The organism is Pseudogulbenkiania ferrooxidans 2002, from assembly GCF_000174355.1.
Lineage (GTDB): Bacteria > Pseudomonadota > Gammaproteobacteria > Burkholderiales > Chromobacteriaceae > Pseudogulbenkiania > Pseudogulbenkiania ferrooxidans.
Window position 1 is genome coordinate 244,607 of sequence record NZ_ACIS01000007.1, and the last position, 15,908, is coordinate 260,514.

The 15,908-nt window shown below is 68.6% G+C and carries 16 protein-coding genes; 3 read left to right on the plus strand and 13 right to left on the minus strand.

Annotation, left to right across the window (positions count from 1 at the left end; genetic code table 11):
• Positions 1-14 precede the first annotated feature (14 nt).
• From FURADRAFT_RS13790 to gcl, 9 genes are all read right to left on the minus strand, one after another.
• Entirely contained in the window at positions 15-830 is an 816-nt protein-coding gene (locus FURADRAFT_RS13790) for a thiazole synthase (RefSeq protein ID WP_008954783.1), read from the minus strand.
• Between the two features lies 1 nt (position 831).
• Complete coding sequence (gene pyk, locus FURADRAFT_RS13795) at positions 832-2,268, minus strand: pyruvate kinase (RefSeq protein ID WP_008954784.1); 1,437 nt, start codon at positions 2,266-2,268, stop codon at positions 832-834.
• Positions 2,265-2,684 (minus strand): GlcG/HbpS family heme-binding protein, encoded by a 420-nt coding sequence (locus FURADRAFT_RS13800; RefSeq protein WP_236261593.1) that lies wholly within the window; start codon positions 2,682-2,684, stop codon positions 2,265-2,267. The genes pyk and FURADRAFT_RS13800 overlap by 4 nt, the downstream gene beginning before the upstream one ends.
• A gap of 180 nt (positions 2,685-2,864) precedes the next feature.
• Positions 2,865-3,362 (minus strand): MOFRL family protein, encoded by a 498-nt coding sequence (locus tag FURADRAFT_RS21090; protein ID WP_008954786.1) that lies wholly within the window; start codon positions 3,360-3,362, stop codon positions 2,865-2,867.
• The gene (locus tag FURADRAFT_RS21095; RefSeq protein WP_008954787.1) at positions 3,308-4,126 is read right to left on the minus strand and encodes a glycerate kinase type-2 family protein; all 819 of its coding nucleotides are present in this window, start codon (positions 4,124-4,126) and stop codon (positions 3,308-3,310) included. Before FURADRAFT_RS21095 ends, FURADRAFT_RS21090 begins: the two co-directional genes overlap by 55 nt.
• Before the next feature lie 19 nt (positions 4,127-4,145).
• On the minus strand, positions 4,146-4,568 hold the full coding sequence (locus tag FURADRAFT_RS13810; protein WP_008954788.1) for a DUF3830 family protein: 423 nt from the start codon (positions 4,566-4,568) through the stop codon (positions 4,146-4,148).
• A 52-nt stretch (positions 4,569-4,620) separates the two neighbouring features.
• A complete protein-coding gene (locus FURADRAFT_RS13815) occupies positions 4,621-5,505 on the minus strand; it encodes a 2-hydroxy-3-oxopropionate reductase (protein WP_008954789.1) in 885 nt (294 codons plus the stop codon).
• Positions 5,506-5,550: 45 nt separating this feature from the next.
• On the minus strand, positions 5,551-6,330 hold the full coding sequence (hyi, locus tag FURADRAFT_RS13820) for a hydroxypyruvate isomerase (protein ID WP_008954790.1): 780 nt from the start codon (positions 6,328-6,330) through the stop codon (positions 5,551-5,553).
• A gap of 27 nt (positions 6,331-6,357) precedes the next feature.
• The gene (gene gcl / locus FURADRAFT_RS13825; protein WP_008954791.1) at positions 6,358-8,133 is read right to left on the minus strand and encodes a glyoxylate carboligase; all 1,776 of its coding nucleotides are present in this window, start codon (positions 8,131-8,133) and stop codon (positions 6,358-6,360) included.
• A gap of 597 nt (positions 8,134-8,730) precedes the next feature.
• On the opposite strand from gcl, the gene FURADRAFT_RS13830 reads away from it, so the two are divergent.
• The 3 genes from FURADRAFT_RS13830 to puuE all read left to right on the plus strand — a co-directional run bounded on the left by FURADRAFT_RS13830 (position 8,731) and on the right by puuE (position 12,089).
• The gene (locus FURADRAFT_RS13830; RefSeq protein ID WP_008954792.1) at positions 8,731-9,474 is read left to right on the plus strand and encodes an aspartate/glutamate racemase family protein; all 744 of its coding nucleotides are present in this window, start codon (positions 8,731-8,733) and stop codon (positions 9,472-9,474) included.
• 144 nt (positions 9,475-9,618) lie between these two features.
• Positions 9,619-11,088, plus strand: a complete 1,470-nt coding sequence (locus tag FURADRAFT_RS13835; protein WP_008954793.1) for an NCS1 family nucleobase:cation symporter-1 — start codon at positions 9,619-9,621, stop codon at positions 11,086-11,088.
• 65 nt (positions 11,089-11,153) lie between these two features.
• Positions 11,154-12,089 carry an allantoinase PuuE gene (gene puuE / locus FURADRAFT_RS13840; protein ID WP_008954794.1) on the plus strand — a complete coding sequence of 312 codons (936 nt, stop codon included), beginning with the start codon at positions 11,154-11,156 and terminating at the stop codon, positions 12,087-12,089.
• A gap of 231 nt (positions 12,090-12,320) precedes the next feature.
• Here the strand turns inward: puuE and FURADRAFT_RS13845 are convergent, their stop codons facing one another.
• From FURADRAFT_RS13845 to FURADRAFT_RS13860, 4 genes are all read right to left on the minus strand, one after another.
• Positions 12,321-12,836, minus strand: a complete 516-nt coding sequence (locus tag FURADRAFT_RS13845) for an AmiS/UreI family transporter (RefSeq protein WP_008954795.1) — start codon at positions 12,834-12,836, stop codon at positions 12,321-12,323.
• Positions 12,837-12,953: 117 nt separating this feature from the next.
• Positions 12,954-13,457 (minus strand): ureidoglycolate lyase, encoded by a 504-nt coding sequence (locus FURADRAFT_RS13850; RefSeq protein WP_008954796.1) that lies wholly within the window; start codon positions 13,455-13,457, stop codon positions 12,954-12,956.
• Positions 13,454-14,491 carry an allantoicase gene (gene alc, locus FURADRAFT_RS13855; RefSeq protein WP_008954797.1) on the minus strand — a complete coding sequence of 346 codons (1,038 nt, stop codon included), beginning with the start codon at positions 14,489-14,491 and terminating at the stop codon, positions 13,454-13,456. Before alc ends, FURADRAFT_RS13850 begins: the two co-directional genes overlap by 4 nt.
• An 83-nt stretch (positions 14,492-14,574) precedes the next feature.
• Positions 14,575-15,906, minus strand: coding sequence for a C4-dicarboxylate transporter DctA (locus tag FURADRAFT_RS13860; protein ID WP_008954798.1), 1,332 nt, complete (start codon positions 15,904-15,906; stop codon positions 14,575-14,577).
• Positions 15,907-15,908: the final 2 nt, after the last annotated feature.

Here is a 15,908-nt window from a genome sequence, read left to right on the forward strand (position 1 = left end):
CCTCTCCTCGGGGGCTAGCGGCTTCGGCCAACCGCGATCAGGCCGTCGCCGGGCGAACTGGGCGAGGCCGCGTAATGCTTCATCGGCATGCGTCCCGCCTCGTGGGCGAGCCGTCCCGACGCCACGGCCAGGCGCATCGCCTGTGCCATGGCGACCGGGTCGCGGGCCTGGGCGATGGCGGTGTTCATCAGCACGCCGTCGCAGCCCAGTTCCATGGCGATGGCGGCGTCGGAGGCGGTGCCCACCCCGGCATCCACGAGCACCGGGATGGAGACGGCGTCGATCACGAGGCGCACGTTCCAGGGGTTGAGGATGCCCATGCCGGAACCGATCAGGCTGGCCAGCGGCATCACCGCCACGCAGCCGATATCTTGCAGGCGGCGCGCCTGGATCGGGTCGTCGGCACAATACACCATCACCTGAAAGCCGTCACGGACCAGCACCTCGGCGGCCCGCAAGGTTTCCGGCATGTTGGGGTAGAGGGTGCGCTCGTCGCCCAGCACCTCCAGCTTCACCAGCGCGTGGCCGTCCAGCAGCTCGCGCGCCAGGCGCAGGGTGCGCACCGCATCTTCTGCGGTATAGCAGCCGGCGCTGTTGGGCAGGTAGGTGTAGCGCTCTGGCGGCAGCACTTCCAGCAGGCTGGGCTCCCCCGGCGTCTGGCCGAGGTTGGTGCGACGCACGGCCACGGTGACGATTTCCGCCCCCGAGGCTTCCACTGCCTGCCGCGTTTCCTCCAGGCTGCGGTACTTGCCGGTGCCCACCAGCAGGCGCGAGGCGTAGGCCCGGCCGGCGATGACGAGCGGCTGCGGGGTGTTGTCCTGCGGTGCCATGTCAGCCTTCCCCTGCCACGCCGTCGGGCAGGTGCACCACGTGCAGCAGGTTGGTGCTGCCACGTTGGCCGAAGGGAATGCCGGCGATCACCACCACGGTATCGCCGGGCGCGGCGACCTGTTCGCGCAGCGCGGCGTCGCTGGCGTGGGCGATCATCTCGCCCACGTCCTGCACCTCGTCGAACGGCACCGGATGGACCCCCCAGACCAGGGCCAGGCGGCGCGCGGTGGCGAGCTGAGGGGTGAGCGCCAGGATCGGCGCCACCGGGCGCTCGCGGCTGGCGCGCAGCGCGCTGAAACCGGAGGAGGTGAAGGCCACCGTGGCGGCGGGCTGCAGCAGTTCGGCGACGCGGCGCAGGGCGCAGCAGATGGCGTCCGGGGTGTTGGGCCGGGCCGGGGTGTGGCCGGCCGCCAGTTCGTGGCGCCATGCCGGGTCGTGCTCCACCTCGGCGATGATGCGGTCCATGATGGCGACCGCCTCCACCGGGTACTGGCCGGAGGCGGATTCGGCCGACAGCATCACCGCGTCGGCGCCCTCGTACACCGCGGTGGCGACGTCGGAGGCTTCGGCGCGGGTCGGCACCGGGGCCACGATCATCGATTCCAGCATCTGGGTGGCCACCACCACCGGCCGGCCGGCGGCGCGGGCGGCGCGCACGATGCGCCGCTGCAGCACCGGCACCTGCTGCGGTGGCAGTTCCACCCCGAGGTCACCGCGCGCCACCATGACGCCGTCGGCCAGCGCCACGATTTCCTCCAGATGCTCGATGGCGGCCGGCTTTTCCAGCTTGGCCATGATCCAGGCCTGGTCGCCGATCAGCGCGCGCGCCTCGGCGATGTCCTCGGGGCGCTGCACGAACGACAGCGCCACCCAGTCGACCCCCAGTTCCAGGCCGAAGGCGAGATCGGCGCGGTCCTTCGCCGTCAGCGGCGAGATCGGCAGCACCACGCCGGGCACGTTCACCCCCTTGCGGTCGGACAGCGTGCCGCCCACCAGCACCGTGGTGTCGGCGAAGTCGGGGCCGAAGGCCTCGACGCGCAGGCGCAGCTTGCCGTCGTCGAGCAGCAGCTCGGTGCCGACCTCGAGCGCGGCGAAGATTTCCGGGTGCGGCAGGGTGGCGCGGCCGGCGTCGCCCTCGGCGGGGTCGAGGTCGAGGCGGAAGCGGGCGCCGGGTTCGAGCAGCGCCTTGCCGCCGGCCATGCGGCCGATGCGCAGCTTGGGGCCTTGCAGGTCGAGCAGCACGCCGATCGGGCGGCCCAGTTCCTGCTCGACCTCGCGGATCAGGCGCAGGCGTGCGGCGTGGTCCTCGTGGCTGCCGTGGCTGAAATTGAGCCGGAACACGTCGGCGCCGGCTTCGGCCAACGTGCGGATGCGTTCAAGCGTGGAACTCGCCGGCCCGAGCGTGGCGAGGATGCGGGCACGACGCTGGCGTCTCATGCGACCTCCCACTGGCCGATGACGGCGGCCACCCCGGCGCGGGCGACCTGGGCGTCCTCGCCGGCCTTGACGCCGGAAACCCCGACCGCGCCGATCACCTGGCCGCCGACGACGATCGGCTCGCCGCCTTCCAGCGGCACCACCGGCATCGCCAGCGCGGCGAAGCGGCCGTTGTTCACCATCTCCTCGAACGCCTTGCTCGGCTTGCCGCTGAGCACGCAGGTGCGCGCCTTTTCCGGCGCCACGGCGGCGCTCATCAGCGGCGCGCCGTCCATGCGCTGCAGCCACAGGGCGTGGCCGCCAGCGTCGCACACCGCGATGCTGACCGCCCAGCCTTGTGCCGTCGCCTCGGTTTCGGCGGCGGCGGCGATACGCTTGACCTCGTCCAGGGTCAGTGCCTTGGTGTCTCTCATCATCAGTCTCCTCTTCGAGTCCATCCCATTAGGCGGCTGCGCCTTCGCAGTTTGAGCGTCGGCGCTGCTCGGAATCCTCATGTACTCCGTGTACATTCCGGTTCCTGCGCTCCGGCGACACTCAACCTGCCTTGGCTCGCTCACCTACTGGAATAGACTTTGTAGTTAATAATGGCTTGCCGCTCAGGTGAGCAGGATGGCGCGGAAGTCGTTCACATTGGTCAGCGTCGGGCCGGTGATCAGGGCGTCGCCCAGCGCTTCGAAGAAGCCGTGGCCGTCGTTGTCGTCGAGGCGGTCGCGCGGGCGGATGCCGGCGGCCCAGGCGCGCGCGAGGGTGTCGGGGGTGATGAAGGCGCCGGCGATCTCCTCCTGCCCGTCGACGCCGTCGGTATCGCCCGCCACGGCGTGGATGCCTGGCGTGCCGTTCAGCGCCACCGCCAGCGACAGCAGGAACTCCACGTTGCGGCCGCCGCGTCCCTGGCCGCGCACCGTCACCGTGGTCTCGCCGCCGGACAGCAGCACGCACGGCACCGCCGCCGGCTGGCCGCGGTGCTTCACCTGCAGCGCGATGCCGGCCATGACCTTGCCGACGTCGCGCGCCTCGCCCTCGATGCTGTCGCCCAGGATCAGCGCCGGCAGCCCGGCTTCGGCGGCGACCGTGGCGGCGGCCTCCAGCGCCATCTGCGGCGTCGCCACCAGGTGGGTGGTGACGCGCGCCAGGCGGTCGTCGTCCGGCTTGACGGTCTCGCCGTCGCCGGACTCCAGCAGCGGCGCGCGCCGGCGGGCAGGGCGATGCCGTAGCGGCGCACGATCTCCAGCGCGTCGGCGCAGGTGGTGGGATCGGCCACCGTCGGGCCGGAGGCGATGTCCATCGGGTTGTCGCCGGGCACGTCCGAGATCAGCAGGTTCACCACGCGCGCCGGATGGCAGGCGGCGGCGAGCCGTCCGCCCTTGATCGCCGAGAGGTGGCGGCGCACGCAGTTCATTTCGGCGATCGTCGCGCCGGAGGTCAGCAAGGCGCGGTTAATGGCCTGCTTGTCCTCCAGGCTGACGCCGTGGCCCGGCAGCGGCAGCAGCGATGAGCCGCCGCCCGAGATCAGGCAGATCACCAGGTCGTCGGGCGTCAGGCCGCGCACCGTGTCCAGCAGGCGGCCCGCCGCGGCCAGCCCGGCGGCGTCCGGCACCGGGTGGGCAGCTTCGACGATCTCGATGCGCTGGCACGGCACGGCGTAGCCGTAGCGCGTCACCACCAGGCCGGCAAGCTCACCCGGCCAGTGCCGCTCCAGCGCTTGGGCCATGGCGGCGGAAGCCTTGCCGGCGCCGATGACGATGGTGCGGCCGTGCGGCGGCTCGGGCAGGAACGGCGGGAGGCAGTGCTCGGGCTGGGCGGCGTTGACGGCGGCGGCGAACATCTTCGCCAGCAGGTCGCGGGGAGGCGTGTTCATCGGCGGGGGTCCTTTGCTCTCAGAGCTCACCGAGGTCGGTGAAACGGATCGGCTGCGCGCCTTTCCACAGCACGGTGCGGCCCATGTCCATCAACTGATCGGCGCCTTCGACCACGGTCAGGAAGTGGTTGCCGGCCAATTGGCCCATCTTGCTGGCGAACTGGCTGCTGCCGTAGGCGAACAGGATCTCGGTTTCGGAAAAGCCGCCCGGGTAGAGCAGCAGGTCGCCGCGCGAAGGGTGGCTGGTGTGGTTCTCGAAGCCGAGCCCGGTGTCGAAATCGCCGAGCGGCACCCACACCGCCTCGCCGCTCCAGCGCGAATGGATCACCTGGTTGGAGAAGGGCAGCAGCTTCAGGAAGGCGGCGCAGGTGCGCGGCGCGGCCTCCTCTTCCAGCCGCGCGACGAAACGGTAGGAACCGACATCGATGGACAGGTAACGCATGGGGTCTCCTGGGGGCTATGGGGCCGGTCGATGCCGGCCCTTCTTGGAACACTTATTGGCCGATCTCGAAGTTGGCCATCTTCTCCAGCGCGCGCACCATCGCCGAGTGATCCCAGCCGGCGCCGCCGTGCGCCGCGCAGGCGTTGAACAGTTCCTGCGCGGTGGCGGTGTTGGGCAGCGACACGCCGAGCTGGCGGCCGGTGGTCAGCGCCAGGTTGAGGTCTTTCTGGTGCAGCTCGATGCGGAAGCCCGGATCGAAGGTGCGCTTGACCATGCGCTCGCCGTGCACCTCCAGGATGCGCGAGTTGGCGAAGCCGCCCATCAGCGCCTGGCGCACCTTGGCCGGGTCGGCGCCGGCCTTGGCGGCGAGCAGCAGCGCCTCGCCCACCGCCTCGATGGTGAGGGCGACGATGATCTGGTTGGCCACCTTGGTGATCTGGCCGTCGCCGTTGCCGCCGACCAGGGTGATGTTCTTGCCCATCAGCTCGAACAGCGGCTGGACCGTGGCGAAGGCGGCCTCGCTGCCGCCCACCATGATGGTCAGCGTCGCCGCCTTGGCGCCGACTTCTCCGCCCGACACCGGCGCGTCGAGGTACTCGCAGCCGAGCTCGTTGATGCGGCGCGCGAACTCCTTGGTGGCCACCGGCGAGATGGAACTCATGTCCACCACGATCTTGCCGGCGCTGAGACCGGCGGCGACGCCGTTGGCGCCGAACAGCACGTCTTCCACGTGCGGGGTGTCGGGCACCATGGTGATGACGATGTCCGCCTGGCGCGCCACCTCGGCGCCGCTGGCGCAGACCCTGGCGCCGGCCTCGAGGATGGCTCCCGGGGTGTGGCTGCGGGTGTAGGTGAAGACGGTGTGCCCGCCGGTGATGAGGTGGCCGGCCATGGGGGCGCCCATGATGCCGAGGCCGATGAAGCCGATGTTTGCCATGATGTTTCTCCTGTTATCGGGATATTCCGGTTCTCTGCTGGGGGGTCAGGCGGCAAGGGCCTTGATCCAGCCCAGCCCGTCGCGGGTGCTGCTGGCGGGCTTGTACTCGCAGCCGATCCAGCCGTCGTAGCCGAGCTGGTCGATGTGACGCAGCAGCCACGGGTAGTTGATCTCGCCGCTGCCCGGCTCGTGACGGCCAGGGTTGTCGGCGAGCTGGATGTGGGCGATGCGCGGCAGGTATTTCGCGATGGTGCCCGCCAGTTCGCCCTCCATGCGCTGGGCGTGGTAGATGTCGTACTGGATGAACAGGTTGTCCGAGCCCACCGCGTCGAGGATCGCCGCCGCCTGGGCGGTGCGGTTGAGGTAGAAGCCGGGGATGTCCCAGGTGTTGATCGGTTCGATCAGCAGGCGCAGGCCCGCCCGCTGCAGCTGGGCGGCGGCGAAGCGCAGGTTGGCGACGAAGGTCTCGTGCAGCGTGTCCTGCGGCACCCCGGCCGGGGCGATGCCCGCCAGGCAGTTGAGCTGGGTGCAGCCCAGGGCGCGGGCGTAGTCGATGGCACGGCCGACGCCGTCGCGGAACTCGTCGACCCGGTCCGGATGGCAGGCGATGCCGCGCTCGCCGGCTTCCCAGTCGCCGGCGGGCAGGTTGTGCAGCACCTGCACCAGGCCGTGGCGCGCCAGCTGCTCGGCCAGGACCTCCTTGGCGAAGGCGTAGGGAAAGAGGTACTCGACCCCCTGGAAACCGGCCTCGGCGGCGGCCTGGAAGCGCTCGAGAAAAGGCAGCTCGGTGAAGAGCATGGTCAGGTTGGCGGCGAATTTAGGCATGGTGTCCTCCTGATGTCTGGGCGCGGCTCAGTCGAGCAGCGCGATGGCGGTCGGGGCGTCGGCGCCGCGGGCGGCCAGTTCCTCGAACTCGTTGACGGCGTTGATCTCGGTGCCCATCGAGATGTTGGTGACGCGTTCCAGGATGATCTCCACCACCACCGGCACGCGGAACTCTTCCATCCAGGCGCGGGCCTGGGCGAAGGCGGGCTGGATTTCCTCCGGCCGGCGCACGCGGATCGCCTTGCAGCCGAGGCCTTCCACCACCGCCACGTGGTCCACGCCGTAACCTTCGGTCTCGGGAGCGTTGATGTTCTCGAAGGCGAGCTGCACGCAGAAGTCCATGTCGAAGCCGCGCTGCGCCTGGCGGATCAGCCCCAGGTAGGCGTTGTTCACCACCACGTGCAGGTAGGGCAGCTTGAACTGGGCACCGACGGCCAGTTCCTCGATCATGAACTGGAAGTCGTAGTCGCCGGAGATCGCCACCACCTTGCGCTCGGGGTCGGCGGCGCACACGCCCAGCGCGGCCGGGATGGTCCAGCCCAGCGGGCCGGCCTGGCCGCAGTTGATCCAGTGGCGCGGCCGGTAGACGTGGAGGAACTGGGCGGCGGCGATCTGCGACAGACCGATGGTGCTGACGTAGCAGGTGTCGCGGCCGAAGGCGCGGTTCATCTCCTCGTATACCCGTTGCGGCTTCATCGGCACGGCGTCGAAGTGGGTCTTGCGCTGCAGGGTGCGCTTGCGTTCCTGGCACTCGGCGACCCAGGCGCTGCGGTCGGGGAGCCAGCCGGCCAGCTTCATCCCCCGCGCCACTTCCAGCAATTGGTCGAGCGCCGCGCCGGCGTCCGAGACGATGCCGTAGTCGGGGCCGAACACCCGGCCGATCTGGGTCGGCTCGATGTCGATGTGCACGAAGGTGCGGCCTTCGGTATAGACCTCCACCGAGCCGGTGTGGCGGTTGGCCCAGCGGTTGCCGATGCCGATCACGAAGTCCGACGCCAGCAGCGTCGCGTTGCCGTAGCGGTGCGAGGTCTGCAGGCCGACCATGCCGGCCATCAGCGGATGGTCGTCGGGGATGGTGCCCCAGCCCATCAGGGTGGGGATCACCGGCACCCCGGTGAGTTCGGCGAATTCCTGCAGCCGGGCCGCGGCGTCGGCGTTGATCACGCCGCCGCCGGCGACGATCAGCGGGCGTTGGGCGGCGTTGAGCATGGCCATCGCCTTCTCGGCCTGGGCGCGCGTGGCGGCCGGCTTGTGCAAGGGCAGGGGCTCGTAGGTTTCGATGTCGAATTCGATCTCGGCCATCTGCACGTCGAAGGGCAGGTCGATCAGCACCGGGCCGGGACGGCCGGAGCGCATGATGTGGAAGGCCTGCTGGAACACGCGCGGCACCAGCGCCGGCTCGCGCACCGTCACCGCCCACTTGGTGACCGGCTTGGCGATAGATTCGATGTCCACCGCCTGGAAGTCCTCTTTGTACAGGCGGGCGCGCGGCGCCTGGCCGGTAATGCACAGGATAGGTATCGAATCCGCCGACGCCGAATACAGGCCGGTGATCATGTCGGTGCCGGCCGGGCCGGAGGTGCCGATGCACACCCCGATGTTGCCGGCGCGCGCGCGGGTGTAGCCCTCCGCCATGTGCGAGGCACCCTCCACGTGGCGCGCCAGCACGTGCTGGAAGCGGCCATCCTTCTTCATGGCCGAATAAAGGGGATTGATGGCGGCGCCGGGCACGCCGAACACGGTACTCACACCTTCCTTGCGCAATACCGCCGCGGCGGCATCCACTGCTCTCATTCGGGCCATTTGTCTTCCTCCTGGGGTGGGTTTGCTTGACTGATGGTCACAGCATAGGGAGAAAGACTAAGTGGTTGAATTGCCGGGGGTCTCGGTTCTGTCGATACTTTTAGTATCTACTCGCCCGGTCGCGCCTCCCCTGGCCGGTGAAAACGCCGGTGCTGCTGTCGCGCACCGTGAACGCCGTGCGGCCGCCTTGCCGCCGCAGGCGTTGTCCCGCGCTGCGGGGTGCCCGTCCTTGCTGGCGATACCGCTCCAGCGCGTGCTGTCGGCTCGAGCGTTGCCATCGTCGGGGAAGTGGGTGCGTGAAAAATTGTATACGTATAGGACTGAAATTGTTTTTTGCCTGCGCTGAGCAGGCGGCTTGCGGCGTGTCCATTGCGGGCTGGCATCGAGCACGGCACGAGGCAGGGGGTGCACACTGGCAACGCGTATCGTGGGTAACTAGTGTGTGTACACAAAAAATCATTGAATTGTGTACAAGGCAATTCTAGACTGTTGGCAACGATGGGCCGTCCGAGCTTGTCCCACTGGGAGGCGGAAGATGGGAAAACCGGCTTTCGCCGACCGAGGACGGGCTCCCGCCTACATACCAAGGAGACAACCATGCTGATACGCGTCATCAACCCCAACACCACCCGCAGCATGACCGAAAAGATCGGCGCGTCTGCCCAGCGCGTGGCCGCGCCCGGCACGCGCATCATCGCGGTGAACCCGGACAGCGGTCCGGTCTCGATCGAGAGCCATTTCGACGAGGCGATCAGCGCGGTCGGCGTCGCCGAGGAGGTGCGCAAGGGCGAGCGCGACGGGACCGACGCCTACGTCATCGCCTGTTTCGGCGATCCGGGCCTGCTCGCCGCGCGCGAGCTGACGCGCGCCCCGGTGATCGGCATCGCCGAGGCCGCCTTTCACCTGGCGACGATGATCGCGACGCGCTTCTCGGTGGTCACCACGCTCGGGCGCACCGGCATCATCGCCGAGCACCTGCTGCAGTCCTACGGTTTCGCCCACCACTGCCGGCGCGTGCGCGCGGCCGAGATTCCGGTACTCGATCTCGAGGACGACGGCGCCTGCGCGCTCGAGCGCATCGTCGCGGAATGCCGCCGCGCCAAGGCCGAGGACGGCATCGGCGCGATCGTGCTGGGCTGCGGCGGCATGGCCGATCTCGCCGACGAGATCCGCGAGGCGGTCGGCCTGCCGATCGTCGAAGGCGTCACCGCCGCGGTGAAGCTTGCCGAGACGCTGGTGAGCCTCCGGCTCGGCACCAGCAAGCACGGCGATCTGGCCTTCCCGCCCGCGAAGCGCTTCACCGGGCAGTTCGAACACCTGAGCGCCCAGCCGGGTTCCTGAGCCTCTCCCGCCGAGGCTGTCGTCAACGGGGCCAGCATTTACCGTCTCCGCCGTCTATTAACAACGGTATGAGCCTGCACGCGTCAGCGTGCCGGCCCCGGCCCCATCGGCACCACGACGACGCATCGCGAGGAGGAACCCTTCATGACCACCACCGCCCACAGCGCCACCCGCAGCACTCCGCAACCGGTCATCGCCGGCGCCGACCCACGCCTCTACAACGACGACCTCGCGCCGGTGCCGCAGAGCGCGCGCACCTGGAACGGTTACAGCATCTTCGCGATGTGGATGTCCGACGTGCATAGCGTGGGCGGCTATACCTTTGCCGCGAGCCTGTTCCTGCTCGGGTTGTCGGGCTGGCAGGTGCTGGCGGCGCTGACGCTCGGCATCCTGCTGGTCAACCTGCTGATGAACTGGGTCGGCAAGCCCAGCCTGGTGCACGGCATCCCCTTCCCGGTGATGGCGCGCGTGAGCATGGGCGTGATGGGCGCCAACCTCGCGGCGGTCATCCGCGGCGTGGTCGGCATCGTGTGGTACGGCGTGCAGACCTACTTCGCCTCCAAGGCGGTGGCGACGCTGGTGCTGCTGTTCTTCCCCGGCGCCGTGGCGCTGCGCGACACAAGCTTTCTGCGGCTCGACCTGCTCGGCTGGGCCTGCTTCATGTTCATGTGGTTCTTCCAGCTGGTGATCTTCCAGCGCGGCATGGAAACGATCCGCCGATTCGTCGATTTCTGCGGCCCGGCGGTGTATGTCGTGATGTTCGTGCTGATGGGCTGGATCCTGTCGCAGGCCGGCCTCGGTGCGCTCGACCTGACGCTCGGCGACAAGGTGCTCAGCGGCAGCGAATCGGTCACTGCGATGGGCAGCGCGGTCTTGCTGGTGGTCAGCTACTTCGCCGCGCTGCTGCTCAACTTCGGCGACTTCTCGCGCTTCGGCAAGAACGAGCGCCAGATGAAGATCGGCAATTTCCTCGGCCTGCCGGTGAATTTCATCGTGTTCTCGATCATCACCGTGATCGTGACCGCCGGCAGCTCGACGGTGTTCGGCGCGATGATCATGGACCCGGTCGACATCGTCTCGCGCATCGACAACAAGGTGGCCGTGGTCATCGGCAGCCTGACCTTCGTCGTCGCCACGATGGGGATCAACATCGTCGCCAACTTCGTCTCGCCGGCCTACGACATCGCCAACCTGTTCCCCAAGCACGTCGACTTCAAGCGCGGCGGGCTGATCGCGTCGATCCTCGCGGTGCTGGTGTGCCCGTGGATCTTCGTCGATAGCCCGAAGGCGATCACGGTCTTCGTCAGCGTGTTCGGCTCCATCCTCGCCCCGTTGTACGGCGTGATGATGGCCGACTTCTACCTCGTCAAGAAGCAGATCGTGCAGGAGGCCGAGCTGTACACGATGGCGCCCACCGGGCGCTATCACTACGACGGCGGCTGGAACAAGGTCGGCCTGGCGGCGCTCGCGCTGTCCGGCACGCTGTCGGTCGGCTGGGAGCTGGCGACGCAATTTTTCCATCTGTTGCCCGAGAACAACTTCGGCTGGGTGATCGGCGCGCTGGCCGGCGCACTGATCTACCTGGCGGCGATGCGCGCCGCGCGGCGCACCTGAGGCAACGGCAATCATGACGCCGGGCACCGCACGGTGCCGGGCGCGCAACAATGCAGGAGAAACACATGGCCATCACCAAGGATTACCCCCGCGACCTGGTCGGCTACGGCCGCAACCCGCCGTACGCCAACTGGCCCGGCCGCGCCCGCGTCGCCGTCCAGTTCGTGCTGAACTACGAGGAGGGCGGCGAGAACTGCGTGCTGCACGGCGACCCGGGGAGCGAGCAGTTCCTGTCCGAGCTCTTCAGCCCGCCGGCCTTCCCGGACCGCCACATGTCGATGGAAGGCGTCTACGAATACGGCTCGCGCGTCGGGGTATGGCGCTTCCTGCGCGAATTCGAGCGGCGCGGCCTGCCCCTGACCGTGTTCGGGGTCGCCATGGCGCTGGAACGTCACCCCGAGGTCACCGCGGCCTTCCGCGAGCTGGGGCACGAGATCGCCGGCCACGGCTGGCGCTGGATCCACTACCAGAACGTCGACGAGGCGACCGAGCGCGAGCACCTGCGCATCGGCATGGAGATCATCGAACGCCTCACCGGCGAGCGCGCGCTGGGCTGGTACACCGGGCGCGATTCCCCCAACACCCGCCGCCTGGTGGCCGACTACGGCGGCTTCCTGTACGACTCGGACTACTACGGCGACGACCTGCCGTTCTGGATGGAGGTGCAGAAGACCGACGGCGCGACGGTGCCGCAACTGATCGTGCCCTACACCCTCGACACCAACGACATGCGCTTCTCCCTGCCGCAGGGCTTCTCGCACGGCGACGAGTTCTTCGACTACCTGCGCGACGCCTTCGACGTGATGTACGCCGAGGGCGACGAGCGTCCGGCGATGATGTCGGTCGGCATGCATTGCCGGCTGCTCGGCCGTCCGGGGCGCTTCCGCGCCCTGCAGCGCTTCCTCGACCACATCGAGAAGCACGACCGGGTGTGGGTGTGTCGCCGCGTCGACATCGCCCGCCACTGGCACCAGCATCATCCCTACGCGCCGCAGGGCTGAGTTCCCGCCGTCGAAAGGAAAAAGCCGGCCGTCGCGAGACGGGCCGGCTTTGTTTTGGCCTGCGGGCGGCGTCGGGTGCCGTTGTCCTTAGAACCTGTTCACGATCAGTCGCGAGCAGCCCTCAGCGGGGTGAAAAGCAGCGCAGGAACCGGAATGTACTGGAGTACATGAGGATTCCGAGCAGCACATGAGCCCCGATCAGGGATGCGCAGCAAGATCGTGAACAGGTTCTTAGCGCATCGCCCCGGTCAGGAGCAGGTAGCCCGGCAGCCAGCCGGTCAGCACGCCCTGGACGATGGCCATGCCGGCGGTGAGCCTGGCCACCGGTTTCTGCAGCGCCAGCAGCAGGAAGAACAGCAGCCACAGCACGGCCCACGCCAGCCAGGACAGGCCGAACCACCAGTCCCAGGTGGACGCGGCGAGGCGCAGGGTATCCACCGCCACCGGCAGCGCGGTGATCGCCACGAACAGGCTGAACCAGCCCAGTCCGCGGCCGTCGGCGCCGTTGTGGCGGTTGATGGCGACCCACAGGTAGGTGAAGGAAAACAGCAGGGAGAGGGCGCCCGCCTTGATCGACGCGGCGTTAGCCCCCTCGCCGAAGGCGAGCTTGAGGGCCACCAGCAGGGTGAGGCCGCCGGCGAACAGGTTGATCACGGATATCTCCCTGTCGCCGATGCGACCCAGCATCCACAGGCCGTTGAGAATCAGCACGGCTCCTACGTAGAGGAGCGCCAGACCGAGCAACATGGCGCGCTACCTTTCGCGGTTCGGCCAACCTGCGCCCGGAGCGCCCCCGCCTTGGCGGGTGGAGCTGGCGCGGGCGCCGTCGGCAACGATATCAGGCATGATCGGTGCTCCCGCTGCTCAGGCCACGCCGGGAATCACCCCGACGGCGTCGAGCTGGACTTCGTCGCAGTTGTGGCCGGGGCCGCTGCGGTCCACCACCAGGAAGTCGCATACCGCGTCGAGCGCCAGCAGCGGGTGGTGCCACACCCCGGTGCGGTAGTTGACGCCCTGGTCGGCGCGGGCCAGGAAGACCCGCAGGTGTTCCGCCGCCGGAGGCGCCCCCGCCGGCGCCACCACCACCAGGTAGGGGCGGCCGGACAGGGGAATGAAGGCCTGGCTGCCCAGCGGGTGGCGCTCCATCATCTCCACCCGGAACGGCAGCGCGCGTGGCTGGCCGCGGAAGATGGACACGATGGCCCGGCCCTCGGGCCCCGGCTCGACGCTGGCCAGATCGTGGTAGCGCTCGGTGTTGCCGCCGTTGATGGGGAAGTGGCGCACCGCCTCCGACGCCTCGATGACGTCGCCGAAGGGGGCGAAGGCTTCCCGGCTGAGCGGCTCCACCGTGAGGGCGAGGGTCTTCATTTGGCCACCCGGCCCCACAGGCGCAGGCGCGAGACGCCGCCGTCGGGGAAGATGTTGAGGCGCACGTGCGTCACCGGGCCGAGGCTGGCCAGATCGGTGAAGGTGTGCACCGCGTCCATCGACAGTTTCTGCTCCGGCAGCAGCACCGGCCAGAACATGCTCTGGGTGGTGGCGGACTGGTCGGTACCGCCGCTGACGAAGGCCGCCTGCAGCGAGCAGGCGTCGGGATAATTGCCTTTGTAGAAGGCGGTATCCAGCTCGATCTTCTCGATGATGCCGGGCGCGCCCAGTTCCAGCACGCACCAGTCGTTGCCCGGTTCGCGGCGGCGGCGGGTCTCCCAGCCGTCGCCCATGTTCAGGCCGCGGCCGGGCAGCAGCATATTGCTGGCGGAGGAGCCGAAGCTGGCGTCGTTCCAGGCCACCGGGCGGCCGCCGTTTTCCAGCGCGACGAGGTCGACCAGCTGGTCCGGGCCGGCGCTCTCCAGGCCGCCTACCGGCTGGCCGTACACGCGCAGGCGGGCGATGCCGCCGTCCGGGTAGATGTTGACGCGCAGGTGGGTCCAGACATCGCCGCTGGCGCATTGCAGCAGGTGATGGCTATTGGGGCCCAGCGCGGTAGCGGGCAGGATCTCGGTCCAGGCGGCGGCCTTCAGGGCCTCGACGTCGTCGCTGGCGGACACGGCGGCCTCGATCGACACCGCCGGCGGGTAGTTGCCGGTGAAGTGGCTGGTGTCGACGTCGAAACCGCGGATCACGCCCTTCACGCCGAGCTTCACCAGCGCCCAGTCATAGCCGGCCACGCGCTTGCGGCGCGACTCCCAGCCGTCCATCCACTTGCCGTTCTCGTCGAACTTGCCGGGCACGAACTGGGCCGGTTCCGGGTTGAGCATGCGCGAGACGTCGGCGAAGAAATCGTCGGACGCGTACAGGGCCTGGGCGCCCAGGCGCGGGTTGGCGAGGTCCACCGAGCGGCGCGCCCAATCGGGCAGCTCGGCGGGCGGGGCGATGACGGTGGGTCCGGTGGCGTGGGCCATGATGGGTTCTCCTTGCAGTGTTCAGTGAAAGTTCGTGAGGGACGCGCCGGCTTGGCGCGTCCCTCGGGGTGTCGAGCGTTCGATCAGATGCGTGTCTGGGGCGCGGCTTCGGCCAACATTTCGGCACGGGCCGGGGCGCGCAGATCGACCTTGATTTCGCCGTTGAGCACCTGGGTGGCGCGTTTGCGGTCGATATCCTTTTCCCACACGCCGACCACCACGGTCGCCACGCAGTTGCCGATCATGTTGGTCAGCGCGCGCGCCATGCCCATGAACCAGTCCACCGACAGTACCAGCACCAGGCCGATGGCGGGGATGGCCGGGATGGCGCTCAAGGTGGCGGCCAGGATCACGATGGCCGAGCCCGGCACGCCGTGGGCGCCCTTCGAGGTCACCAGCGAAATGGCGAGGATGGTGAGGAGGTCGGTCAGCGACAGCGGCGTGTTGGTGGCCTGGGCGATGAACACCGCGGCCAGGGTCAGGTAGATCGAGAAGCCGTCGAGGTTGAAGGAGTAGCCGGTGGGGATCACCAGGCCCACGGTCGAATCCTTCACCCCCATCAGTTCGAGCTTGCGCATCACCTGGGGCAGCACGGCGTCGGACGAGGCGGTGCCCAGCACGATCAGCAGTTCCTCGCGCAGGTAGCCCAGCAGCTTGAAGATGTTGAAGCCGGCCAGGCGCAGGATGATGCCCAGGATGCCGACCACGAAGATGCTGCAGGTCAGGTAGAACAGCGCCACCAAGAGGCCGAGCTGCTTGAGCGAGCCGATGCCGTACTTGCCCACGGTGAAGGCGATGGCGCCCATCACGCCCAAGGGGGCGAGCTTGACGATGAAGCCGATCAGCTTGAAGAACACCTGGCCGAGGTGGTCGATGGCGACGGTCACCGGGCGGCCGCGCTCGCCGAGCGCCGCGACGGCGCAACCGAACAGGATGGCGATCAGCAGCACCTGCAGGATGTCGCCCTTGGCGAAGGCGTCGCCGAAGGTGGCGGGGATGAGCTTCATGATGAAGTCCACCGCCGTCAGGTGGCCCACCTGGGACACCCGCTCGCTATAGTCGGCCAGCGCCGAGGCATCGAGGGTGTGGGGGTCGATGTTCATGCCCGCGCCCGGCCGCAGGGTTTCGGCCAGCAGCACGCCCAGCGCCAGGGCGAAGGTGGTGACGATCTCGAAGTAGAGCAGGGCCTTGACGCCGACGCGGCCGACCTTCTTCAGGTCGCCGGTGCTGCAGATGCCGTGCACCACGACGCAGAACACCAGGGGTGCGACCAGCATCTTGATGAGCTTGATGAAGCCGTCGCCCATCGGTTTGAGCTTGGTGGCGAAATCGGGCCAGACGATGCCGACGATCACGCCGAGAATCAGGGCGATGACGACTTGCCCGAACAGGGTCTTATGGAAGCGTTTGTACATGG

Coding starts and splice junctions, on each gene's coding strand:
- FURADRAFT_RS13835 (WP_008954793.1), top strand. CDS start 9,619: ATGACCACCACCGCCCACAGCGCCACCCGCAGCACTCCGCAACCGGTC.
- gcl (WP_008954791.1), bottom strand. CDS start 8,133: ATGGCCCGAATGAGAGCAGTGGATGCCGCCGCGGCGGTATTGCGCAAG.
- FURADRAFT_RS13800 (WP_236261593.1), bottom strand. CDS start 2,684: ATGATGAGAGACACCAAGGCACTGACCCTGGACGAGGTCAAGCGTATC.
- FURADRAFT_RS13850 (WP_008954796.1), bottom strand. CDS start 13,457: ATGAAGACCCTCGCCCTCACGGTGGAGCCGCTCAGCCGGGAAGCCTTC.
- FURADRAFT_RS13860 (WP_008954798.1), bottom strand. CDS start 15,906: ATGTACAAACGCTTCCATAAGACCCTGTTCGGGCAAGTCGTCATCGCC.
- FURADRAFT_RS13830 (WP_008954792.1), top strand. CDS start 8,731: ATGCTGATACGCGTCATCAACCCCAACACCACCCGCAGCATGACCGAA.
- FURADRAFT_RS13790 (WP_008954783.1), bottom strand. CDS start 830: ATGGCACCGCAGGACAACACCCCGCAGCCGCTCGTCATCGCCGGCCGG.
- FURADRAFT_RS21090 (WP_008954786.1), bottom strand. CDS start 3,362: ATGGCGCTGGAGGCCGCCGCCACGGTCGCCGCCGAAGCCGGGCTGCCG.
- puuE (WP_008954794.1), top strand. CDS start 11,154: ATGGCCATCACCAAGGATTACCCCCGCGACCTGGTCGGCTACGGCCGC.
- pyk (WP_008954784.1), bottom strand. CDS start 2,268: ATGAGACGCCAGCGTCGTGCCCGCATCCTCGCCACGCTCGGGCCGGCG.
- hyi (WP_008954790.1), bottom strand. CDS start 6,330: ATGCCTAAATTCGCCGCCAACCTGACCATGCTCTTCACCGAGCTGCCT.
- FURADRAFT_RS13810 (WP_008954788.1), bottom strand. CDS start 4,568: ATGCGTTACCTGTCCATCGATGTCGGTTCCTACCGTTTCGTCGCGCGG.
- FURADRAFT_RS13845 (WP_008954795.1), bottom strand. CDS start 12,836: ATGTTGCTCGGTCTGGCGCTCCTCTACGTAGGAGCCGTGCTGATTCTC.
- alc (WP_008954797.1), bottom strand. CDS start 14,491: ATGGCCCACGCCACCGGACCCACCGTCATCGCCCCGCCCGCCGAGCTG.
- FURADRAFT_RS21095 (WP_008954787.1), bottom strand. CDS start 4,126: ATGAACACGCCTCCCCGCGACCTGCTGGCGAAGATGTTCGCCGCCGCC.
- FURADRAFT_RS13815 (WP_008954789.1), bottom strand. CDS start 5,505: ATGGCAAACATCGGCTTCATCGGCCTCGGCATCATGGGCGCCCCCATG.